Origin of the sequence: Streptomyces sp. NBC_00287 (genome assembly GCF_036173105.1) — a bacterium.
Lineage (GTDB): Bacteria > Actinomycetota > Actinomycetes > Streptomycetales > Streptomycetaceae > Streptomyces.
The window spans coordinates 7,696,253-7,717,746 of sequence record NZ_CP108053.1 but is presented as its reverse complement, the minus strand read 5'-3'; the positions used below and the strand labels follow the sequence as shown (position 1 = coordinate 7,717,746).

At 71.3% G+C, this 21,494-nt stretch carries 24 protein-coding genes and 1 pseudogene; 3 read left to right on the top strand and 22 right to left on the bottom strand.

Features of this window, described 5'->3' with window-relative positions; all coding sequences use genetic code 11:
* Positions 1-14: 14 nt before the first annotated feature.
* The 13 genes from OHT76_RS35020 to OHT76_RS34960 are packed head-to-tail and all read right to left on the bottom strand — an operon-like array spanning position 15 to position 9,390.
* The gene (locus OHT76_RS35020; protein ID WP_328874871.1) at positions 15-296 is read right to left on the bottom strand and encodes a gas vesicle protein K; all 282 of its coding nucleotides are present in this window, start codon (positions 294-296) and stop codon (positions 15-17) included.
* The gene (locus OHT76_RS35015) at positions 293-481 is read right to left on the bottom strand and encodes a gas vesicle protein (RefSeq protein WP_328874870.1); all 189 of its coding nucleotides are present in this window, start codon (positions 479-481) and stop codon (positions 293-295) included. The genes OHT76_RS35020 and OHT76_RS35015 overlap by 4 nt, the downstream gene beginning before the upstream one ends.
* Positions 478-1,284, bottom strand: coding sequence for a GvpL/GvpF family gas vesicle protein (locus OHT76_RS35010; protein WP_328874869.1), 807 nt, complete (start codon positions 1,282-1,284; stop codon positions 478-480). The genes OHT76_RS35015 and OHT76_RS35010 overlap by 4 nt, the downstream gene beginning before the upstream one ends.
* Positions 1,284-1,607 carry a gas vesicle protein gene (locus OHT76_RS35005; protein WP_328874868.1) on the bottom strand — a complete coding sequence of 108 codons (324 nt, stop codon included), beginning with the start codon at positions 1,605-1,607 and terminating at the stop codon, positions 1,284-1,286. The genes OHT76_RS35010 and OHT76_RS35005 overlap by 1 nt, the downstream gene beginning before the upstream one ends.
* A complete protein-coding gene (locus tag OHT76_RS35000) occupies positions 1,604-2,578 on the bottom strand; it encodes an SRPBCC family protein (protein ID WP_328874867.1) in 975 nt (324 codons plus the stop codon). Before OHT76_RS35000 ends, OHT76_RS35005 begins: the two co-directional genes overlap by 4 nt.
* Positions 2,575-3,246 (bottom strand): DNA primase, encoded by a 672-nt coding sequence (locus tag OHT76_RS34995; RefSeq protein WP_328874866.1) that lies wholly within the window; start codon positions 3,244-3,246, stop codon positions 2,575-2,577. The genes OHT76_RS35000 and OHT76_RS34995 overlap by 4 nt, the downstream gene beginning before the upstream one ends.
* Complete coding sequence (locus tag OHT76_RS34990) at positions 3,243-3,470, bottom strand: gas vesicle protein GvpG (protein WP_328874865.1); 228 nt, start codon at positions 3,468-3,470, stop codon at positions 3,243-3,245. The genes OHT76_RS34995 and OHT76_RS34990 overlap by 4 nt, the downstream gene beginning before the upstream one ends.
* Positions 3,471-3,474: 4 nt before the next feature.
* Positions 3,475-4,206 carry a GvpL/GvpF family gas vesicle protein gene (locus tag OHT76_RS34985; protein ID WP_328874864.1) on the bottom strand — a complete coding sequence of 244 codons (732 nt, stop codon included), beginning with the start codon at positions 4,204-4,206 and terminating at the stop codon, positions 3,475-3,477.
* Positions 4,203-4,628: a gas vesicle structural protein GvpA gene (locus OHT76_RS34980; protein WP_328874863.1), complete on the bottom strand. Its 426-nt coding sequence runs from the start codon at positions 4,626-4,628 to the stop codon at positions 4,203-4,205. Before OHT76_RS34980 ends, OHT76_RS34985 begins: the two co-directional genes overlap by 4 nt.
* Before the next feature lie 44 nt (positions 4,629-4,672).
* Positions 4,673-5,005: a gas vesicle protein GvpO gene (locus OHT76_RS34975; protein WP_328874862.1), complete on the bottom strand. Its 333-nt coding sequence runs from the start codon at positions 5,003-5,005 to the stop codon at positions 4,673-4,675.
* Positions 5,006-5,057: 52 nt separating this feature from the next.
* The gene (gene ligD, locus OHT76_RS34970) at positions 5,058-5,996 is read right to left on the bottom strand and encodes a non-homologous end-joining DNA ligase (RefSeq protein ID WP_328874861.1); all 939 of its coding nucleotides are present in this window, start codon (positions 5,994-5,996) and stop codon (positions 5,058-5,060) included.
* Complete coding sequence (locus tag OHT76_RS34965) at positions 5,993-7,840, bottom strand: transketolase (protein ID WP_328874860.1); 1,848 nt, start codon at positions 7,838-7,840, stop codon at positions 5,993-5,995. Before OHT76_RS34965 ends, ligD begins: the two co-directional genes overlap by 4 nt.
* Positions 7,837-9,390 carry an NAD(P)/FAD-dependent oxidoreductase gene (locus tag OHT76_RS34960; RefSeq protein WP_328874859.1) on the bottom strand — a complete coding sequence of 518 codons (1,554 nt, stop codon included), beginning with the start codon at positions 9,388-9,390 and terminating at the stop codon, positions 7,837-7,839. The genes OHT76_RS34965 and OHT76_RS34960 overlap by 4 nt, the downstream gene beginning before the upstream one ends.
* Before the next feature lie 162 nt (positions 9,391-9,552).
* Between OHT76_RS34960 and OHT76_RS34955 the strand changes: the two genes are divergently transcribed.
* Complete coding sequence (locus OHT76_RS34955; protein ID WP_328874858.1) at positions 9,553-10,518, top strand: TIGR03557 family F420-dependent LLM class oxidoreductase; 966 nt, start codon at positions 9,553-9,555, stop codon at positions 10,516-10,518.
* Entirely contained in the window at positions 10,515-11,606 is a 1,092-nt protein-coding gene (locus tag OHT76_RS34950; RefSeq protein ID WP_328874857.1) for an enolase C-terminal domain-like protein, read from the top strand. Before OHT76_RS34955 ends, OHT76_RS34950 begins: the two co-directional genes overlap by 4 nt.
* On the opposite strand, the pseudogene OHT76_RS34945 reads toward OHT76_RS34950, so the two are convergent.
* A pseudogene (locus OHT76_RS34945) lies at positions 11,603-12,671 on the bottom strand (SDR family oxidoreductase). The gene OHT76_RS34950 and the pseudogene OHT76_RS34945 sit on opposite strands and share 4 nt — an antisense overlap.
* Before the next feature lie 6 nt (positions 12,672-12,677).
* A complete protein-coding gene (locus OHT76_RS34940) occupies positions 12,678-13,145 on the bottom strand; it encodes a phage holin family protein (RefSeq protein ID WP_328874856.1) in 468 nt (155 codons plus the stop codon).
* A gap of 100 nt (positions 13,146-13,245) precedes the next feature.
* Between OHT76_RS34940 and OHT76_RS34935 the strand changes: the two genes are divergently transcribed.
* Positions 13,246-13,593: a VOC family protein gene (locus OHT76_RS34935; protein WP_328874855.1), complete on the top strand. Its 348-nt coding sequence runs from the start codon at positions 13,246-13,248 to the stop codon at positions 13,591-13,593.
* Here the strand turns inward: OHT76_RS34935 and OHT76_RS34930 are convergent.
* From OHT76_RS34930 to OHT76_RS34900, 7 genes are read right to left on the bottom strand one after another with little or no spacing between them, the layout of a single operon-like run.
* Positions 13,584-14,150 carry a GNAT family N-acetyltransferase gene (locus OHT76_RS34930; RefSeq protein WP_328874854.1) on the bottom strand — a complete coding sequence of 189 codons (567 nt, stop codon included), beginning with the start codon at positions 14,148-14,150 and terminating at the stop codon, positions 13,584-13,586. The two genes, OHT76_RS34935 and OHT76_RS34930, sit on opposite strands and share 10 nt — an antisense overlap.
* 19 nt (positions 14,151-14,169) lie before the next feature.
* Positions 14,170-14,427: a LapA family protein gene (locus OHT76_RS34925; protein ID WP_328874853.1), complete on the bottom strand. Its 258-nt coding sequence runs from the start codon at positions 14,425-14,427 to the stop codon at positions 14,170-14,172.
* 59 nt (positions 14,428-14,486) lie between these two features.
* Positions 14,487-16,283 (bottom strand): CocE/NonD family hydrolase, encoded by a 1,797-nt coding sequence (locus OHT76_RS34920; protein WP_443049870.1) that lies wholly within the window; start codon positions 16,281-16,283, stop codon positions 14,487-14,489.
* A gap of 57 nt (positions 16,284-16,340) precedes the next feature.
* Complete coding sequence (locus OHT76_RS34915) at positions 16,341-17,264, bottom strand: S66 peptidase family protein (RefSeq protein WP_328874852.1); 924 nt, start codon at positions 17,262-17,264, stop codon at positions 16,341-16,343.
* Positions 17,261-19,219 carry a prolyl oligopeptidase family serine peptidase gene (locus OHT76_RS34910; protein ID WP_328874851.1) on the bottom strand — a complete coding sequence of 653 codons (1,959 nt, stop codon included), beginning with the start codon at positions 19,217-19,219 and terminating at the stop codon, positions 17,261-17,263. The genes OHT76_RS34915 and OHT76_RS34910 overlap by 4 nt, the downstream gene beginning before the upstream one ends.
* Before the next feature lie 5 nt (positions 19,220-19,224).
* On the bottom strand, positions 19,225-20,529 hold the full coding sequence (locus OHT76_RS34905) for a M20/M25/M40 family metallo-hydrolase (RefSeq protein ID WP_328874850.1): 1,305 nt from the start codon (positions 20,527-20,529) through the stop codon (positions 19,225-19,227).
* The gene (locus OHT76_RS34900) at positions 20,522-21,355 is read right to left on the bottom strand and encodes a M55 family metallopeptidase (protein ID WP_328874849.1); all 834 of its coding nucleotides are present in this window, start codon (positions 21,353-21,355) and stop codon (positions 20,522-20,524) included. Before OHT76_RS34900 ends, OHT76_RS34905 begins: the two co-directional genes overlap by 8 nt.
* Between the last annotated feature and the right edge of the window lie 139 nt (positions 21,356-21,494).

Sequence of the window (21,494 nt, the reverse complement as noted above, 5' to 3'; positions counted from 1 at the left end):
AGCGCCCGGGAATGTCAGTCCCGGGGCAGCAGCGGTCCGAGCGGCCCGAGGTCCAGATTGAGGTCCTCGGGCCGCAGTCCGTACCGCTCGCGCAACTCGGTCATCCGCTCGTCGAGCAGCATCAGCGTGAGCCCGATCCGCTCCTCCTGCTCCTCACTGAGACCGCCCTCGTCGCAGCGGCGCAGCGCCTGGCGCTCCATGAGCTGGCGCAGCAGTTCCACCACGGTGAGGACCAGCTTGACGAGATCGCGTTCCACGGTGTCGGGGTCGAGGTCGAGCCGGTTGCGTGCGCTCACATCGGCTCCCCGAAGGGCGAGGGGACATTCGCGTTCACGGAGCTGATCAGCGCATTGAGGTCGATGCGGACGAGGTCGACGTCTGCGATGCGCAAAGTGATGTCGCCGGTGATGACGACCCCGCCGGCCAGCAGCCGGTCCAGGAGGTCCACCAGGGCGACCTCGCGGCGTTCTATGACGGTCACGGGCCCTTGTCCCCCGTCTCCTCGTCCGTGTCCTCGTCCGTGTCCTCGTCCGTGTCCTCGCCGGTGAAGGAGTAGGCCGCCCAGGGGCCGGTGAGTTCCACGCGCATTCCCTGGGCCTCGTCCTTCGTGCGGTCCACCAGTTCCACGAATTCCTCGGAATCGCCGCGCGGCACGAGATAGGCGGCGTTGAGCACGTTCTGCCCCGCTGCACCGGAAAGCGCCGAGCTCTGCGGATTGTGCAGCCGGGAATCCTCCGCGTAGGAGGAAAGCGTCGCATGCAGGCGTCCCGCGAATTCCGTCGCCTCCTGCCAGGTGTGCTCATGATTGCGGGCGCGCAGGCGCCGGCGGCGCAGATAGTCCCGGCCCGACGCGGGTTTTCCGGCGGGGGGCTCGGTCTCCTCGGGTGGGGGTTCGACGTAGACCTTCACGCCCCATTCCACCCGGCCCTGCAGCCGGTCGAGGGTGCGCAGGAAGTACTCCTCGCGGGACTCCATCATCGTGCGCAGGGCGCTGTCGTCGCGGAAGACGGTGGCGAGCCGCAGCGGGAGGGGGGTGGTGACGACGGTGAGCGCGTCGATGACGCCCTGGTGGGCCCTGGCCGTCGCGGTGAGCCAGTCCAGGTCCTCCAGATGGGCGCGCAGCGGCTCCTCGGCGAAGTCCCGTTCCGGTACGACGCTGTAGACGGCGATCAGACCGTGGTGCGTCAACTGCCGAGGCGGCTGTCCGCCGACCCCGGTGAGCTGGGACTGGAGGGCCGACCGGAAGGGGCGGCAGACGGCGTACACATAGCGCAGTCCGGGCATCAGGCCTCCTCCTGTGCGCGGCCGGGCTCCAGTTGGGCCAGCCGCTCGCGCAACTCGGCGTTCTCCCGGGCGAGTTCGTCGCGCCGGGCCCGCGAGGACAGCGCCGGATCGTCCTCCCACCAGTCGATGCCCATCTCCCGCGCCTTGTCGACGGAGGCGACGATCAGACGCAGTTTGACGGTGAGCAGTTCGATGTCGAGAAGGTTGATCCGGATGTCACCCGCGATGATCACGCCCTTGTCGAGGACGCGCTCCAGGATGTCGGCGAGGTTGGCGCCGCCACCCTGACCGTAGGGCTCGGGGAGCCGGCCGGGGGTCGTCATCGGCGGCTCCCGGTGTCGGCATACGCGTCCTCCGGTTCGCTCTCGTACTCGTTCTCCGCCTCTTCTTCCTCCGGTTCTTCTTCCTCCGCCTCTTCCTCATTGTCGTCCTCGTAGCGGTCCTCCGCCTCGTCCTCCTCCTCGGCGACCGCGTCCCCGTGGCTGACGACGACCTCACCGTCACGGATCTCGCCGCGCCAGCCCTCCTCGGCCTCGCCCTTCAGCGTGACGTACCGGACGTAGTTCTTGAGGTCCAGACGGGCCCGGCGGCCCTGGGCGCGCCAGAGGTTGCCGGTCTTCTCGAACAGCCCCTTGGGGTAGTACTCGATCACCAGCAGCACGCGGGTGAGGTTGTCGGCGAGCCGGTGGAAGGACACGACGCCCTTCGTGGTGCCCTTGGCGCCCTCCGAGGTCCAGGCGATCCGGTCGTCCGGCACCTGTTCGGTGGTGTGTGCCTTCCAGCTGCGGCTGGACCAGAAGATCTTCAGCCGCCAGTCGGAGGTGGTGTCGTCGGCGCGGTTCGCGCTCTGCACGCCCTTGGCGAAGGAGCTGAAGTCCTGGTACTGGGTCCACTGGTCGTACGCGGTGCGCAGCGGTACGCCGACATCGGCGTACTCGATGACGACGGTGGGCTTCTTGCCCGCCCCGCCCTTGCGCCCGCCCTTGCCGCCGAGGTTGCGCAGCGCCTCGGTCACGTTCTCCTTGGCGCGTGAGGCGCCGATCTCCAGGGCGCTGCGCAGCGGCCCCTTGCCCTCCGCGAGCTTGCGGCCGCCGTCGAGGGCGAGGCGGGCGAAGCCCGGGCTCTTGCCCTCGGCGATGTCGTTCAGTTTCAGCGTGGTCTCGCCGAGCTTGCGTCCGGCGCCGATCAGCAGGCGCTGGGCCTGTACGGCGAGATACTCCTGAAGCTCCGCCTTGAGCCGTTCACCGGCCTCGCTGCGGGCCAGGGAACTCGCGGGTCCGAGGTTCTCGGTCATCGCCCGTCACCGCCCTTCGGGAGACGGGAGCGGGCGCTGCGGGCGGCTGTCGCCTTCTTGGTCACGGCCTTGCGGGCGGCCTTCTTTCCTCCGGACGCGGTCCTGGCGGCCGGTGCCTTCTTCTTGGCGGGAGCCGCCTTCTTCGCCGCCTTCTTCACCGGGGCCGCCTTCTTCGCCGCCGCCTTCTTCGCGGGCGCCGCCTTCTTCCGCGGTGCCCGGCGCTCCGGCTCGGCGGCCTCCTCGTCGGCCTCGTCCGCGTCGTACCCCGCCGCCTCGTCCTCGTCGTACTCCTCGGCCTCGGCCTCGTTCGCGTACTCCTCCTCGTACTCCTCGTAACCGGCTTCCGGCACCACGCCCGCCAGCCGGTCACGCACCTCGGCGGTACGCCCGTGCAGACGGTCCGCGAACGCGTCCAGCTGCCGCTCGACCATCGCACCGGTGGCGGCCTTGCCGACTCCGCGCAGGTCCTCGCGCAACTGGTCCCCGATCTCCTTGAACTGCGGGTTCTCCAGCAGTTGCCGGGAGGCCAGGTCCGCGAGCGTCCGCGGGCTCAGGTGCAGGCGCTTGCCGGCCACGAGCGTGCCGACGGCGAACGCCAGTTTCAGCTTCCTCGTCCTTCCGAGGAGGTATCCGGCCCCTACGGCGAGGCCCAGTCCCGCTCTGTTCATCGTGGCGTCTCCAGCCTGTCGAGGAGTTCGTCCTCACGGCGGTCGAACTCCTCCTCGTCGATCTCTCCCGTCTCCAACTGCTCTTCCAGACGGGCTAGTTCGCCCCGCACCGTGGCGGGGTCGTAGTAGATGCGCTCGGCTTCGTGCAGCACCTGTCCGATCACCCACGCGCTGCCGCGCACCGGGGCGAACGGCAGCAGCAGCACTTCGCCGACCAGCCCCACGCCCTCACTCCTTGGTGCCGGGCTCGACGAAGCTGTACGGCGGCAGCGGGCCGTTGACGCGCAGCTCCAGGTGCGGCCGGCTCTTGCGGAGTCCGTCGACGGCAGCCAGGAACACCTCGGCGGTGTCCCGGTTCACCAGGAAGGAGACATTGACGAGCCAGCCGGTGGACTCGGGGCCCACACTCACCGCCGCCGCCTCGGGTTCCAGGGCATGCAGGACCTCGACGGCATCCTCGGCCTCGCGGGCCTTGACGGCGGCCACCACCATCTCGCCGAGCTGCAGCTTCTGCTCGTAACTGCCGCCGCCCGCCTGCCGGTTGCTCTCGGTCAGGGCGCGGATCTCCGGGCTCTGCGACATCACGCGGTGCAGTACGGCCTCTTCGTCGTGCGTGGCCTTGACGTTGTACTCGACCGTGCCGTCCAGCGCCCGCAGCCGTTCCTTGTAGTGCTCCGCACGCTCGGCGAGAACGCCGGTGACGGAGTCGTCGTCGGGGGCGACGCTGCCGAACCGCATGGGCAGCACACAACCGGCGGCGCCGGTCTCGGCGAGGACGTTCTGGTGAGCGAGCAGGTCCCGGCGCTTGGGGCGCAGCCCCTCGGGCGCCTCGCTGACCAGGGCGGCCAGGTCGCCCTGCGTCAGCACCCGTACCGGGCGCGGCGGTTCGCCCACGCCGGTCATGTCCTTGGGGAGTGCGGGATGCGAGCTCGCGGTGATGCCGTACACATACGTGCTCACTCCTGCTCCTCCTTCCTACGCGCCGCGGTGGACTTGCGGGCGCGCGGCCTGGGTTCGGCCTCGCCCTCCTCGCGGGCCTGCCGGAAGGCGTCGGACACGGTCTGCGCGGCGCCGGACAGCGCCCCCTTGGACTTGCCGCGGGCGCCGGACTCGGTGATCTGGCCGACCACATCGGGCAGGCCCGGGCTCTTGCGCGGACCGGCCTCCAGGTCGAGCCGGTTGCAGGCTTCGGCGAAGCGGAGATAGGTGTCGACGCTGGCGACGACGACCCGGACGTCGATCTTGAGGATCTCGATGCCGACCAGGGAGACACGTACGAACGCGTCGATGACGAGCCCCCGGTCGAGGACGAGCTCCAGGACGTCGTACAGGCCGCTGGTGCCGCCCGATCCGCCGGTCTGTTGTGCCGGGACAACGGTCATGCCGACCGTTCCTCCTTGTCTGGATGGTGAGTTGGGCGGATGACCTAGCGGCCGCCGGGCCTGTGGGCGTCGGATCGCCCGCGTTCGTAGCGGCGGACACGCCGGTAGCCGGTGAGCTGTCCTTGCCGGTCGAGGTCGACCTGGTAGCCGGCCAGCAGGCTCATCGTGTCGGGCACCCGGGCCAGTTCCAGGACCTCGATCTCCAACGTCCAGCCGTTCTCGGTCTGTTCGAAGAACGAGACCGTCTCGGCGGTCATGCCGGTGAGTTCGGCGAGCTGGGCGCGCGCTTGGCGCAGTACTTCCATCGGGGTCGGCTCGCTCTGGGATCCGCCCGTCTCCTGTTGGGATTTCTTGTGTGTGTGGTGTGAATCAGTCATGGTCCCCCTCGAACGCCGAGTGGCCCGAGGGGAGTTGGCCAAACCCGTGACTTTATGTGCCCTTGCCATCGAGGGCGTTGAGCCTGCGCCGGGCGGGTCCGAGGGCGCGGCCCCGGCTCAGCAACCCGGCCCAGGGGTTGGTGCGGGCCTGGTCCACGGCGTCGACGATGGTCCATCGCCGGGCGTCCACATCCGGGTCGTCCAGTTCGGTCCAGTCGATGGGGACGGCCACGGGGGCGCCGGGCCGGGCACGGACCGTGAAGGGCACGACGGCGGTCTGCGCGTAGGCGTTGCGCTGGACGTCGAGATAGAGGCGGTCGCCGCGGTCCTTCTTGCGGGCCGCGGTGGTGAGCCGGGCCGGGTGGGCGGCGGCGAGGGCGTCGGCGACGTCGCGGGCGAACTCCCGTACCTCGTCGAAGTCGTGATGGCCGTTCAGCGGGACGATCACATGAAGTCCGCGTGAGCCGGTCGTCATCAGGGCCGAGGGCAGCTGCAGTTCGTCCAGCAGCTCGCCCAGCAGCCAGGCCGCCTCGCGCACCTGCCCGAAGTCCTCCTCGGCCGGGTCCAGGTCGAAGACCATCCGGTCGGGCCGGTCGAGACGGCCGACGCGGGAGAGCCAGCGGTGCAGGGTGAGGGAGGCCTGGTCGGCGAGGAGGACGAGGGTGGCGGTGTCGTCGCATACGGTGTGACAGACCGTGCCGCCCTCCTTGGGCACCTCCACGCGGGTGACCCAGTCGGGATAGCTGTCGGGGGTGTTCTTCTGCATGAACTTGGGCCCGCCGAGCCCGTCCGGGTGCCGTTCCAGCATCAGGGGGCGGCCGCGCAGATGCGGCAGCATGAAGGGGGCGACGGACCGGTAGTAGTCGACCAGGTCGCCCTTGGTGTACTCCTTGGTGCCGCCGTCGCCGGGGAAGAGCACCTTCTGGGAGCGGTGCACCTCGACCGTGCGCCGCCCGGCCCGCACGGTCCGTACGTCGTCGTCTCCGCTCATGGCACGATCGCCTCCGCGACCAGCAGCCGGCCGGCCGCCGCGATCGACTCGGCGTCGATGCCCGCGGAGTGCAACTGCTCGTCGGAGGAGGCCGAGCCGGGCATCGTACGGACCGCGAGCCGCACCAGCCGGGGCACCGGGCGGCCGTCGAGGAAGGCGTCCAGGACGGCGTCGCCGAGGCCGCCCTCCTCGTGGTGGTCCTCCACCGTGATCAGACAGCCGGTCTCCTCGGCGGCCCGGCGCAGGTTGATCCGGTCGACGGGCTTGACCGAGTACAGGTCGATCACCCGGGCGGCGATGCCCTCGCGCTCCAGCGCGTCGGCGGCGGCCAGCGCCTCGTGCACGGTGACGCCCGCGGCGACGAGGGTCATCCGGTCCGCGGCCGAGGCGCGCAGCACCTTGCTGCCGCCGATCGGGAACTCCTCGTCGGGGCCGTAGATCACCGGGCTCGCACCGCGCGAGGTGCGCAGATAGCGGATGCCCTCGAGCCCGGCCATCGAGGCGACGAGCCGGGCGGTCTGGTTGGCGTCGCACGGGTACAGGACGGTCGAGCCGTACACCGCACGCATCATCGCCAGATCCTCCAGGCCCATCTGCGAGGGCCCGTCCTGGCCGATCGCGACGCCCGCGTGGGAGCCGACGAGATTGATCCCGGAGCCGCTGATCGAGGCCATGCGGACGAAGTCGTACGCCCGCGTGAGGAAGGCCGCGAAGGTGGCGGCGTACGGCACCCAGCCGCGCGCGGCGAGTCCCACCGCGGCGGCGACCATCTGCTGCTCGGCGATGTAGCACTCGAAGTAGCGGTCGGGGTGTTCCTTGGCGAACAGTTCCGCGCGGGTGGAGTCGCCGACCTCGCCGTCCAGGGCGACGACATCGCCGCGTCCGGAGCCGAGCGCGGTGAGAGCCTTGCCGTAGGCGTCCCGCGTCGGTACTTCGTCTCCCTTGTCGAACCTGGGCAGTTCGAAGTGGCCGGTGCGTACGGAGTGCAGCATGCGGGCGGCGGGCGGTTCGTGCACCCGGATCACGTTGTCGCGTCGGCCGCCGAGTTCGGCGACGGCCTCGTCGGCGTCCTTCAGCGGCTTGCCGTGCAGGCCCTCGCGGTCCTGGACGGACTCGACGCCCTTGCCCTTGAGGGTGCGGGCGAGGATCGCGGTGGGCTGTCCGGTGGTGGACCTGGCCTCGCCGTAGGCGCGGTCGATCGCGTCGACGTCATGTCCGTCGATCTCGACCGTGTGCCAGCCGAAGGCCTGGAAGCGGCGTGCGTAGGCGTCGAGGTCATGGCCGTGCCGGGTGGGGCCGCGCTGGCCGAGCCGGTTGACGTCGATGACGGCGGTGAGGTTGTCGAGATGCTCGTACGACGCGTGCTCGGCGGCCTCCCACACGGAGCCCTCGGCCAGCTCGCTGTCCCCGCACAGCACCCACACCCGGTAGCCGCTACGGTCGAGCCGCTTGCCCGCGAGCGCGATCCCGACGCCGACCGGCAGCCCCTGTCCGAGGGACCCGGTGGCCGTCTCGACCCACTCCAGCCGCCGCGGCGTGGGATGCCCCTCCAGGGCGCTGCCCAGCTTGCGGAAGGTGAGCAGTTCGGCGTCCTCGACGACACCGGCCGCCTTGAAGGCGGAGTACAGCAGGGGCGAGGCGTGTCCCTTGGACAGCACGAAGCGGTCGTTGCCGGGGTGGGCGGGGCGGTCGAAGTCGTAACGGAAGTGGTTCGCGAGGAGTACGGCCATCAGGTCGGCGGCGGACATCGACGAGGTCGGATGCCCCGACCCCGCGGCGTCGGAGGCGCGCACGCTGTCCACCCGCAACTGCTGCCCCAGTTCGACGAGTTCGGCGGTGTTCATGAGTCTCCTTCCGCGGAGCTGTCGGGACGCGGGTCGGGCGGGATGTCTTCGCGCTTGACGGGGCCTGGGGGCTCGGTGTGTTCCCCACCGGGCTGGTTCTTGGCCGGTTCGCCACCGGGCTGGTTCTTCGCCGGTTCGCCGCCGGGCTGGTTCTTCGCCGGTTCGCCGCCGGGCTGGTTCTTCGCGGGCTCGCCGCCGGGCTGGTTCTTGGCAGGCTCGTTCATCTGGTCCTCCACCGGTTTCTCCGGTTTCTCCAGGCTCCCCGGCACCCGTGCCAGCTCCGGCGACGCCGTGTCCAACGGCACCGACCACGACCGCACGAGCCCCAACTGGACGGCCTGGCGCGGGAGTACGGCGTCCAGGAGCCAATCGGCGGCGACGCGGACGCGGTTGCCGGGCATCGCCGCGAGGTGGTAGCCGCGGGTGACCGCACCGGCGGCCACGCCGGACAGGGGCAGGCCGAGCGGGTTGGCGGCGGCCTTCACTCCGCCGAGGTCGACGGCGAAGCCCATATCGCGGTGGCGGTAGGCACGGCGTTCCCCGATCCCGAGCGAGGCGGCCACATTGCGGGCGGCGACCTTGCCCTGCCGCCAGGCGTGCTGTGCGGTCATCGGGGTGTACGAGCCGGGCTTCTCCAGATCCGGTACGGCCGCCGCGTCTCCGCAGGCGAACAGCTCGGGGCGGCCGGGCACTTGGAGGTGCGGGTCGACCAGCAGCCGGCCGCGCTCCATGGGCAGGTCGAGCGACTCGACGAGCGGGTCGGGCCGTACGCCCACGCACCACACCAGCGTGCGGGTGTCGATGAACTCGCCGTCGCTCAGCAGCACTCCGCCGTGCGTGGCCTCCTTCACCGAGGTGCCCGTCCTGACGTCGACGCCCCGCTCGCGGAGCACCTTGTCGGCGGTGCGGGAGAGCCGTTCGTCCAGTTCGGGCAGGACCCGGTCGGCGATGTCGAGCAGCAGCCAGCGGGGTGTGAGGGGGTGGCGCCGGGTCTGGGCCTCGGTGAAGAGCTGTCCCTGGGCGGCGACCTCGGTGCCGGTGTATCCGGCGCCGACCACGACGAACGTACAGCGCGCCGAGCAGCTCTTCGGATCGTCCTCGGCGGCGGCCAGCTCCAGCTGCCGGGTCACATGGTCGCGCAGATACAGCGCCTCGGGCAGTCCGCGGAAGCCGTGCGCGTGCTCGGCGACGCCGGGGACGGGCAGCAGCTTGTTGACGCTGCCGGCGGCCACCACCAGCCGGTCGAAGGGGAGCGTGCCGCGATCGCCCTCGGGCCCGCTGTAGTGCACGGTGTGCCCTTCGAGGTCGACGGCGTCCGCCTCCCCGAGCACCAGCCGTACGTCGGGCAGGGTGCCGGAGAGCGAGACGGTCACCCGGCGCGGTTCGAGAATGCCGGCGGCGACCTGGGGCAGCAGGGGCAGATACAGGAAGTAGTCGGTCGGGTTCAGCAGGGTGATCCGCGCACGGTGCCGGGTGAGCCGGGACAGCACACGGGCCGTCCGATACCCGGCGAATCCGGCGCCGACGATCACGATGCGGGGTCGACTCACAGTGGGCCTCCGGCGCTCTGGCGTACCTCGGGAGCCTTCCGCGTCCCCCTGGTCAGGACGGCCAAACGTCACCGCGGGCAGCCCGGTTTCCGGTGCCGCCGCCGGGTACCCGGACCGCGATCCGTCCCGCCGCCCACGCGGCAGTCCCGGAGGTGTCCCCCTATGCCCGAGTACGGCTACTTCCTGTCGTGCGAGGAGTTCCGGCCCGCCGATCTCGTCGAGCAGGCGAGGATGGCGGAACAGGCCGGGTTCCAGTCGCTGTGGATTTCGGACCACTACCACCCGTGGAACGACGCGCAGGGCGAGAGCCCGTTCGTGTGGTCGGTGATCGGCGCGATCTCGGAGGCGGTCTCGCTGCCCGTCGAGACGGCCGTGACCTGCCCGACCGTACGGATCCATCCAGCGGTGATCGCCCAGGCCGCGGCCACCGCAGCGGTGATGTCGAACGGCCGCTTCCGGCTCGGCGTCGGCACCGGCGAGGCCCTCAACGAACACATCCTCGGCCATGTCTGGCCACCCGCGCGGGTGCGCATGGAGATGCTGGAGGAGGCGATCCAGGTGATGCGCCGGCTGTTCTCCGGCGAGGAGGTCAGCCACTACGGCACGCACTACCGGGTCGAGAACGCCCGCCTCTACACGGTCCCCGACGAGCCCGTCCCGATCGACATCTCCGGCTTCGGCCCGGCGGCGACGGCGCTCGCGGCCCGGGTGGGCGACGGGTACATCACGATGGCCCCGGACGAGGACATGGTGGCCCAGTTCCGCAAGGGCGGCGGAGGCGCGAAGCCTGTCAGCGGCGGGACGAAGGTCTGCTACGGGACCGACCGCGACGAGGCGGTACGGACGGTGCACCGGCTGTGGTCCAACCAGTTCCTGCCCGGTGAGATGGGCCAGACCCTGCCCTCGCCCAAGCACTTCGAGCAGTTGGAGCCGCTGATCACCGAGGAGACGGTGAGCGGGGGCTCGGTGTGCGGAGACGACGTGGACGAGCATCTGGCGGCGCTGGCGGAGTTCGCCGACGCGGGTTTCGACCGGGTCTACGTCAATCAGATCGGCCCCGACCAGCGCGGTTTCTTCGACTTCTACCGCTCCAAGGTGCTGCCGCAGCTCCAGCAGGGTGAGCGATGAAACTCCACCGGCCCGTCGTGTCGGTCTACACCGTGCCGACGGACGCCCCGGAGGCCGACGGCACGCTGGCCTGGGACTCCACGACCGTGGTGATCGTCGAGGTGACGGCGGGCGACGCGACCGGCACCGGCTGGACGTACGGCCCGGCCGCGGTCGGCGACTTCCTGCGTGAGCGGCTCGCACTTCTGGTCGAGGGCCGGGACGCCCTGGACATCCCCGGCGCGCACGAGGCGATGTGCCGGGCGATCCGCAACGCGGGCCGCCCCGGAGTCACCGCGTGCGCGATCTCCGCACTGGACATCGCCCTGTGGGACCTGAAGGCGCGCCTGCTGGAACTCCCCCTCGCCCGACTGCTGGGCACCTGCCGGGAACGCGTCCCGGTGTACGGCAGCGGAGGCTTCACGACGTACCACAACACCCATCTGGCCGCGCAGTTGAACGGCTGGGTGCACGGACAGCACATCCCGCGCGTGAAGATGAAGATCGGCGAGGACCGGGGCCGCGCGGTGCCCCGCGATCTGTCCCGGGTCCATGCCGCACGCCAAGTGATCGGTTCCGAGGCAGAGTTGTACGTCGACGCCAATGGCGCCTACACCCGCAAACAGGCGATCCGGGTGGGCCGGGCCCTCGCCGAGCACGAGGTGGGCTGGTTCGAGGAGCCGGTGTCGTCCGACGATCTGACGGGCCTGCGCCTGGTCCGCGACGCGCTGGTGTGCGACGTGACGGCGGGCGAATACGGCTACGACCTCCCGTACTTCGCCCGGATGATCACGGCCGGAGCGGTCGACTGCCTCCAGATCGACGCCACCCGCTGCGGTGGTCTGACCGAGTTCCTCCGCGCGGCAGCCCTGGCCCAGGCCCACGGCCTGGAGGTCTCGGCCCACTGCGCTCCGCACGCCCACGCGGCCGCCGCCGCCGCGATCCCCAACCTCCGCCACATCGAGTGGTTCCACGACCATGTCCGCCTGGAGGACATGTTCTTCGACGGCGCCCTGGACCCGACGGGCGGCACGGTACGCCCCCTCAGCGGCGTCGGACACGGCCTGACGCTCAGGGCGGAGGAGGTGCAGGAGTTCCGAATCGGTTAGCGGCGCGCCAGTCGGGTCAGCCGGCGTGCGGCCAGCACCCCTGCGCCGACCGTGAGCGCGCGGCCCATCCTCCCGCGGTTACGGGACACCCACTCCTGCGAACTCCCCGCGTGCGACTCCTCGTCGAAGCGCCCGTGCGCCCCGAAGTCCCGACCGTGCGGTCCGTCCGCCGGAGTCCAGAGGTTCCCCGGCCCCGACTGCTCCCCCTCGTCCTGCTGTGCCTCGAAGGCGGTGCGCGCCAAGTAGCGGTCCAGGAACCCGGGGACGACCGCATTGGCGATCAGGGTCGCCGCCGTGGAACCGCCCACCCAGTACTCCCTGCGCCGCCCGTGCCCCGCCGCGTGCACGATCGCCCGCGCCGCCACCTCCGGCTGGTACACCGGCGCGACCGGACGCGCGCGGCCCGGCAGCCGGTTCAACACCCAGTCGAACTGCGGGGTGTTGACCGCGGGCAGCTGCACCATCGTCGTACGGACTCGGCTGCCCTCGCCGAGCAGCTCGCACCGCAGCGACTCGTTGAACCCCTGGATCGCGTGCTTGGCCCCGCAGTACGCGGACTGCAGCGGAATCCCCCGGTACGCCAGCGCGGAGCCGACCTGCACGATCGTGCCCCGGTCACGCGGCAGCATGTGGTGCAGCGCGGCCCGGGTGCCGAACACATAGCCCAGATACGTCACTTCGGTCACGCGCCGGAACTCGTCCGGGGTGATCTCGGTGAACGGAGCGTAGATCCCGGCGAAGGCGTTGTTGACCCACACATCGATCCGTCCTGGGGGTCCCCCCACGCCTTTAAGGCAGTGGGGGAGCGTCGGCGACCCGCTGTGCCGCGTCGTCGACGGCCTTGGCGTCGGCCATGTCGACGCTGACGACGAGCGCCTCACCGCCCGCCCGCTGCACCTCGTCCGCCGCAGCGGCGAGGCCCTCGCGTCCCCGGGCCAGCAGGGCGACCCGGTCGCCGCGCGCGGCGAAGGCCACCGCCGTGGCCCGGCCGACGCCGCCGCTGGCCCCGGTGACCACGACGGCCCTGCGCCGCCCCGACAAGGTGACCTCCCATGGCCTGGCCACCGCGCGTCACGCCCGGTGGTGCGGCTGCTCGGGGTCGATGTCGTCGGGGTGCGGCGGCGTCTCGGGCTCCGCGGGGGCCCCGGGCGCGCCGGACGGCATCGGCGGATACGGCATGCCGAGCCCGCTCGGCGGGGCGCCCGGCGGGGTGCCGCCGACCACGTGTTCCGGCGGCGAGACGGCGTGCTTGGGCCGGGCCGCGCCGCGCAGCACATACGCCACCACGCCGAGGATCGCCGCGGTGATCAGCGCCGCCGCCCAGTCGGGCAGGGCGACGGCCAGGGCCAGGCCGAGGGCGAGCGCGAGGGCCGCGCCCGCGTACAGGGCGACGGTGCCGGAGGCGGCGTACAGCATCGCCGTACGGCGCTGCCTGCGGGTCTGCTCGCGCAGTTCGTCGCGGATCGTCTCGCGCGCCACCTGCGCCAGCTCGTCGACCAGATGCTTGTCCAGATGCTCTAGGTGATCCAAGCGCTCCATGGCCGCCGGGTACCCCGGCCGGGGTGCGCGTAACGCGGGCCCTGTGGAGATCGAGCGAAACGATCTCCGCGCCCGCCGCACCCCAACTAGGCTCGTTCCCATGGAGATTCTGGGAGCCACGCTGCGTGTCTGCGTCGACGACCTGGAGGCCGCGGTCCCGTTCTACGAACGGCTCGCGGGCGGCAAGGCCCTGCGCTTCGAGCGCGGCGGTGTGCAGGTGGCCGCGGTGGGCTGCTTCCTGCTGATGAGCGGCCCGCAGGCGGAGCTGGAAGTGCTGCGCAAGGTCGCCGCGACCATCGCCGTGAAGGACGTCGAGGAGGCCCGGGACACGCTCGTCGAGCTGGGTGCCCGGGTGATCGCGGGTCCGGTGCCCACCCCGGCGGGCCGCAACCTGATCGCGATGCATCCGGACGGCGCGGTGTACGAGTACGTGGACCGTCAGTCCTGACGCGGTGCGCGGGCGCGCATCTCGGCGGTGAGCGCCCAGCGTTCGTGGTCGCGCCAGGCCCCGTCGATATGCAGCATGCCCGGCGAGAAGCCCTCCAGGCGAAAGCCGCAGGAACCGGCCAGGGCGATCGAGGCGGTGTTGGCGGGCTGCACATTGATCTCCAGCCGGTGCAGCCCGAGCGGCCCGAACGCGTGGTCCACGACGAGTCCCAGCGCCTCCCGCATCAGCCCCCGCCCGGCGGCGTGCGCGAAGGCGCCGTAGCCGAGGGCGCCGCACTGGAAGGCGCCCCGGACGATGTTGTTGATGTTGATGAACCCGGCGATCGAGCCGTCGTCGTCCTTCTCGCACACCAGGAAGCCCGCCTTGGTCGGGTCCTCGATCAGCCGCCCCGCGTAGGCGGCATAGGCGGAAGCGGTGTCCGGCGGGAAGAGCCAGGGCTGGTGGAGCTCCTTGCTCTCCCGGGCCCGGACGGTGAACTCGGCGGCGTCGTCGTGACTGAAGTGGCGTATGCCCACGCGTGGGCTTTCGGCCAGATAGCGGGATGCGAGGTGCGGCATCCCGCCAGCTTACGGCCGCCTACCGGCGCCGCCTGCTCATGAAATAGGCACCGCACACCGCACCGATGAGGGCGGTGCCCAGCAGCGCCGTCCACAGGGGCATGGTGACCAGGGGGATCAGCAAGCGGATCTCGGTGTCCTGGGTGTTCTCGAATATGAAGATCAGGCCAAGGACGGCCAGCACCAGCACGGCGATGCGCCCGGGTGTGATTGCCGGGTACCGCCCGCCGTCCTTCCGACCGGTCTTGACGCGGCTCTCGGAGGTCTTCGGGCTCATACCACCAGGGTGCGCCCGATGCCGCGCTAACGCACGGTGAGGAGCGCGGCCCGGGTGCCTCAGACGACCGGCAGCCGCAGCACCCCGGTGTCCTCGGACGCGCTCACCACGGTCACCGGCTTGATCCCCCGGTTGCCGAAGTAGGCGTCGTCACTCGCCGCGACCACGAACCGCAGCCGGTGCCCCTTCTCGTACCGGTGCACGATCCCGGGCAGGGTCACCGTGAAGGGCTTGGTCACATCGGGCACCCGCACCGGCGCCACCAGCCGGTGCACGAGCGTTTTGCTGCCGTCGGGCGCGATGTCGTAGAGCTTGGCGAAGAGCACGAGCTTGTCGGCGGCGTCGCCGGATCCTTGCGTCCGCTCGGCCTTCGGCGAGACCACCTTCAGTGTGGCGCGGGGCGCGCCGACCACGTCGGTGGTGCGGGCGAGCGGCTCACTGGTCCAGCCGAGGTAGGTGCCCTCGGTGTCGTACGGCGCCGGGTCGGGCAGCCCGATCATGCCGGCCAGCGAGCTCTCGGAGTGACTGGTGGGGACCAGCCAGTTGGTGTAGGTACGGCTGCCGCGCGCCACCTTGGCCCGGTTGTCGACGAGCTTGCCGTCACCGGAGAGGTAGAGCTTCTGGCTGAGGGAGGGGAGGCGGTCGGCGGTGGCGTAGGTGCCGTTCGGGTCGGTGATCCAGTCGCGGTAGTAGGCGAAGGCGGGGCCCGTGTCGACGCTCTTCTTCCCGAGGTAGCGGTCGAACCAGGCGAGGATGCGCCGGCCGACGTAGCTGGTCTCCAAGTTGCCCTGGGCCAGGTTGAGTTCACCCGCGACCATGCCGCCGCTGTGGCCCCAGTTCTGCCAGACCATCTTGACCTGCGTGCCCTGCGCCTTCAGCGCCTTGTACGTCGCCGTCGCCTCGTTGAGGTTGAAGAGGCTGTCTGCCTGGCCCTGGACGAGGAGGGTGGGTGCCTTGACCCGGCTCAGATAGGAGACCGGCGAGACGCTTCGGGCGTAGGAGAGCAGCTCGGTCGTGCGGTCCGCGGGGTAGCTGCCGGAGTTGAGGGTGCGGATCGTGTCGCAGGCCTTGGACACGAAGTGCAGACAGGTCAGGGAGTTGAACCGGGACGGGTCCAGACTGGCCTCGAGCAGCGTCTGGCCCTCGCCGATGAGGTAGAAGCCGTTCGTCCACTGCCACTTGAAGGCGCCGGGCACCTGGCTCGCGCCGACGGCGTTGTTGGGGTCGAGGGAGTACGCCAGGTCGTTCCAGGTGATCATCGGCACCAGGGCGTCCACCCGCCGGTCGACGGCGGCCGTGGCCAGCTGGATGGCGCCGCCGTAGGAACCGCCGATCATGCCGACGCGCGGGTCGCCCGCGGAGTCGAGGGTGACGAAGTCGGCGGTGGTCCCGTCGTCGGCGGAGCGTTTGCCGCCGAGGAAGTCGATGAGCTGCGAGGCCGCTATGCCGTCGATCGTCGGGTCGTCGAGCGAGATCAGACAGCCGGAGCGGCCGAAGCCGAGCCCGGAGTAGACGAGCGAGACATAGCCGCGCTCGGCGAAGGCCTTGCCGATGGCGTCGGTGGAGCCGTCGTTCTTGCTGCCGCCGAAGCCGTTGGTGGCGAGCACGGCGGGCGCGCGACCCGCACCGGAGGGGCGGTACAGGTCGGCGTCGACGGTGCAGCTGCGGCCGCCGGTCTGAACGGTGAACTTCAGCGCGGTGACGGTGTATTGCGTGGTCGCGGTGGCGGGGTGGGTGAGCGTGGCGCCGAGCAGGAGAGCGAGGGGGACGCAGGATCCGAGCACACGACGGGACACGAGACCTCCACACTGAGGACAACCCGACTTACCGACCGGTAAGTACCGGCCGGAAGTCATGGTGTGACACGTGTCAGAGGAGGTCAATCACCGTGAAGGGTGTTTCTTGACCGGAGTTCAGCGCAGCGCCGGCTCCTCCAGGGTCAATGTGCCTGCGTCGGCGTCCAGTTCGGCCATGGCCCCGAACGGGACCGTCAACGCGTCGGCACAGTGCCCGAACCCGAACTCCTCCACCACGGGGACACCGAGCCCGCCGAGCCGGTCGACGAGCAAAGGGCGCAGCCGCTCATAGGGATCGCACTCCTGCCAGGAGCCCAGCAGCACCCCGCGCACCCCGTCGAACCAGCCCGCGCGCAGGAGTTGGGTGAGGTACCGGTCGATGCGGTACGTCTCCTCCCCCACGTCCTCCAGGCACAGCAGCCCGCCTCGCGCGGACGGCCGGGCGTGCGGGGCACCCACCTCCGCGGCGAGCAGGCACAGACAGCCGCCCAGAGTCACGCCGCGCGCCCGCCCCGGCACCAGGGCCCGCCCGCCGGAGGCGATCTCGCGGACCGTCTCCGGGGCGAACAGCGTGGCCCTCAGGTGTTCCTGGGCCCGTGGACTCTTGATGAAGTCGACGCCCGCCGCCATCGGCCCGTGCAGCGTGGCGAGGCCGAGCCGCTGGGCGAACGCCTCGTGGAGCGCGGTGACATCGCTGAAGCCCACGAACACCTTCGGCCCGGCCGCGCGCATCGCCTCCCAGTCGAGCAGGTCGACGATCCGCTGCACGCCGTAACCGCCGCGGGCGCACAGCACGGCGTCGACGGACGGGTCGCACCAGGCGTTCTGGAGGTCGCCGGCCCGGTCGGCGTCCGTCCCGGCGAGATAGCCGAACTCGGGGTGCCGGTCCAGCACATGGGGTGCCACCACCGGGTCGAGGTCCCAGCCGCGCAGCACATCGAGCCCGGCCTCGAGCCGCTCCTCGGGCACCGGCCCGCTGGTCGCGACGACGGCGACACGGGCGCCGGGGGCGAGCCGGGACGGGCGCAGGAGGGGTTTCACTTGGCGAGCTCCAGAGTCGGGATGCCGGGCGGGTTGAGCCCGAACACCTGAGCGTAGAGGGACAGCTCGGACTCCAGCACCCGCACCATGGTCTCCGCCCGCCGGAAGCCGTGCCCCTCCCCCTCGAAGGCGAAGTACGCGTGCCGTACCCGCCGCCCGGCCATCCGGGCCAGGAACCGTTCGCACTGCGCGGGCGGGCAGATCACATCGTCGAGGCCTTGGAGAAGCAGGAACGGCGCGGTGATCCGCTCGGCATGCTCGGTCGGCGAGCGCTCCGCGTACCGCCCGGGCACCTCCTCGCGCGGCCCGACCAGGCTCTCCAGATACTGCGACTCGAAGTCGTGGGTCTCGCCGTCCGCCCAGGCGGCGAGGTCGAGGATGGGGTAGATGATCGTGCCGCAGGCGTAGACGTCGGTGGTGGCGAGCGAGGCCGCCGCGGTCCAGCCGCCCGCGCTGCCGCCGCGCACCGCGAGCCGGTCCCGGTCGGCCGTGCCCTCCTCGGCGAGGGCCAGCGCGACGGCCGCGCAGTCCTCGACGTCGACCAGGCCCCACTGCTCGCGCAGCCGGTCGCGGTACTCCCGGCCGTATCCGGTGGAGCCGCCGTAGTTGACCTCGGCGACACCGATGCCGCGCGAGGTGAAGTAGGCGATCTCCAGGTCCAGTACGAGCGGCGCCCGCCCGGTTGGACCACCGTGCGCCCACACGACGTACGGCGCGGGCCGGCCGTCGGGGGCGACGCAGCCGGGGTTGTGGGGCGGGTAGACGTGCGCGTGGATCTCGCGTCCGGCCGGTCCGGTGAACGTGCGGATCTGGGGCTCGGGATAGTAGGCGGGGTCCACCGGGTCGTCGTGCGCGGCGCCGATCACCCGGGCCCGGCCGGTCCGGGTGTCCAGCTCGACCACCTCGTGGGCGCTGCGTGGGCTGGCGCCGACGGCGACCACGCGCTCGCCGTGCACCGCGAGGGTGGGCGTGAACTCGGTCCAGGGGCCGGCCGCGTCGACGAGCTCGCCGGTCTCGGGGTCCAGTATCCCGAGCGCGGTGGCACCCCGGCCGTGCACGACGGCGATCAGGCCGTTGTCCAGCGGGGCGAACCAGCGGTGGCCGAGCTTCCAGAGCGGTCCGCCGAACTCCTCCTCGCGCGGACACAGGGGCGTGCCGTCGCGGTACAGGTTCCACCAGCCGGTGCGGTCGCCGGCGTACAGCAGGGAGCCGTCGGGCGCCCAGTCGGCCTGGGCGATCGACTCCTCGGGCCCGCCCGCGACGGTCCGCGCGCCGGACAGTCCGGCTCCGACGTCCGCGACGAGCAGCTCGGTCCCGTCCCACGGCATCCGAGGATGGTCCCAGGCCAGCCAGGCCGCACGCCGCCCATCCGGCGAGAGCCGCGGCCCGGTGACGAACCGATGGGCATCGTCGCTGAGTTCACGCACGGCGTCCCGGTCCGCGGCACCCGACCCGTCCAGCGGTACGGCGGCCAGGACGCGCCGCACATCGGTCGGCCCGTCGCCGGTGAACTCCTCCAGTACGCACCACACTTCACCCCGGTCGAGCAGCAACTGCGGGTCGGCCCAGCGCAGTCCGCCGCCCACCGGGGAGAGCGGGGTGAGCGGGCGGGGTTCGCCGCCGGGCCGGTACCGGTACAGCCGCTGGTCGGCGAAGTCGACGAACACCACCAGCGGTTCGCCGTCCACTTCGGCCCCGGCCCAGGGCTGACCGCCGTACTCGATGACCCGGCTGCGTACGTTCCACGGTGGCGGCAGCACCGACTCCTGGGTGCCGTCGGCGCGGCGGCGGACCAGGGTGCGCCGGCCGCCCTCGGTCGGGCGTGGCTCGGTCCACCACACCTCGTCCCCGACGAAGCCCACGTACTCGGGGTGCCCGTCGTGCGCGGCGGCGAGGGCCGCGTCGATGGGCGAGGGCCAGGAACCGTACGGCAGCTTGTGCACGTTCTCCCCCAACTCGCCTAGGCCGTCCGCAGGAAGCGGTCCAGGACCCGGACGCCGAAGTGCAGTGCCTCGACCGGGACGCGTTCGTCGACGCCGTGGAAGAGGGCCTGGTAGTCGAAGCCCTCGGGCAGCTTCAGCGGCGCGAAACCGTACCCGGTGATGCCGAGGCGCGAGAACTGCTTGGCGTCGGTGCCGCCGGACATGCAGTAGGGCACGACATGCCCCTGCGGCGCGAACTCCTCCACGGCGGCCCGCATTTTCGCGAACGTCGGCGAGTCCACCGGCGCCTGGAGGGCCACCTCCCGATGGTGGAACTCCCACTCCACGTCAGGTCCGGTGAGCAGGTCAAGGGTCGTGCGGAACTCCTCCTCGGCGCCGTGCAGATAGCGTCCGTCGACGTAGGCGACGGCCTCCCCCGGGATGACGTTCACCTTGTAACCGGCGTCCAGCATGGTCGGGTTGGCGCTGTTGCGGACGGTGGCCTCGACCAGGGAGGCGGCCGGGCCGAGCTTCTTCAGCAGCCCGTCCACGTCGTCCAGGTCGGGCGCGACGCGGTACACGGCGGCGAGTTCGGTGAGCGCGGCTCGCACGGTCGGGGTCAGTCTGAGCGGCCACTCGTGGTCGCCGATCCGGGCGATGGCGGCGGCGAGGCGGGTCACCGCGTTGTCCCGGTTGACCTTGGAACCGTGCCCGGCCCGCCCCCGCGCGGTGAGCTTCAGCCAGCCGGTCCCCCGCTCACCGGCCGCGATCGGGTACAGCTCCCGTCCGGAGCCGTCGTGGAAGGTGAACGCCCCGGACTCGCTGACGCCCTCGGTGCAGCCCTCGAACAACCCGGGATGCCGGTCGGCGAGAAAGCCGGACCCGTCCTCGGCGCTCGCCTCCTCGTCCGCGGTGAACGCGATCACGATGTCCCGCCGGGGCTTCACTCCTTGGCGGGCCCAGAAGCGGGCGACGGCGAGGATCATCGCGTCCATGTTCTTCATGTCGACGGCCCCGCGCCCCCAGACGACCCCGTCACGGATTTCCCCCGAGAAGGGGTGCACGCTCCAGTCCCGAGCCTCGGCGGGCACCACGTCCAGATGACCGTGCAGCAGCAGCGCGTCCGCGGAGGGGTCGCTGCCCTCGATGCGGGCGACGACGTTGGTACGGCCCTTGGTGCGCTCCAGCAGGGTGGGCGTGAGCCCCACCTCCGCCAGCCGGGCGGCGGCGTACTCGGCGGCGGGCCGCTCCTGGCAGTCACCCCCGCCCCGGTTGGTGGTGTCGATCCGGATGAGCTCGGACGTGAACGTCACGACCTCGTCCAGTGCCTGCCGGTCAGCCATACTGCTCCTCCACCGCAGCCGAGACGATCGTGGTGACCGTCTTGAAGGTCCGGATCCCCTCGTACATGGTCCCGCTGGTGTACGCCACCTTCCGCTCCCCGATCCGCTCCACACCGGGCACCACGGTCGCGGCCATCGACAGATGCTCGGCGTCGAACTCCACGGCGACGGTGAACGGCCCGCCCCTGACCGGCTCGTGCCGGACCGCCAGAGCCGCCGCCTCCTTGGCGGCGCCCCGGATGTCGGCGAAGGTCCGGTTCGGCGTACGGCAGATGGCGGCGTACCGCGAGACATGGTCCTTGACGGCGACCTTGGGCGCCTCGGGCGCATAGCCGAGCGCGTCCTCGCAGGCCAGGTCGTCGCCGGTGACCAGCACGACCGGTACCCCGTACTCGGCGACCACATGGGCGTTGAGCAGCCCCTCGCTCGCCCGTACGTCGTTGAGCCACACCCCGGTGATGGAGTTGGCGAGGTAGGTGTGGGCGAGGACGCCCTCCATGCCGGCGCCCGCGTGGTAGCCGATGAAGGCGATGCCGTCGACGTCGCCGTGCTGCACACCCTCCACCATGGACAGGGACTTGTGCCGCCCGGTGAGCATCTCGGCCCGTTCGTCGAGCTTTTCGAGCAGGAGGTTGCGCATGGTCCAGTGCGCCTCGTTGATCAGGACCTCGTCGGCGCCACCGTCGTAGAAGCCCAGGACGGCGGCGTTGACGTCCGAGGTGAACATCGAGCGGCAGCGCTCCCACTGCGCGGTGCCCGGCAGCACGTCGGCCGGCCAGGTCACCCCCGTGGCGCCCTCCATGTCGGCGCTGATGAGGATCTTCATGCCCTGTCACGTTACGCGTCGCGAGCGGGCCCGGCCAGGAAGCGCCGTCAGCTCTAGGGCCTGCCCGGCGGATCATGCCGGCGTCGCGGGTTCTGGCACGCACATCTGCACCGTTCTCGCAGCCGGCCTGATCCGCCGG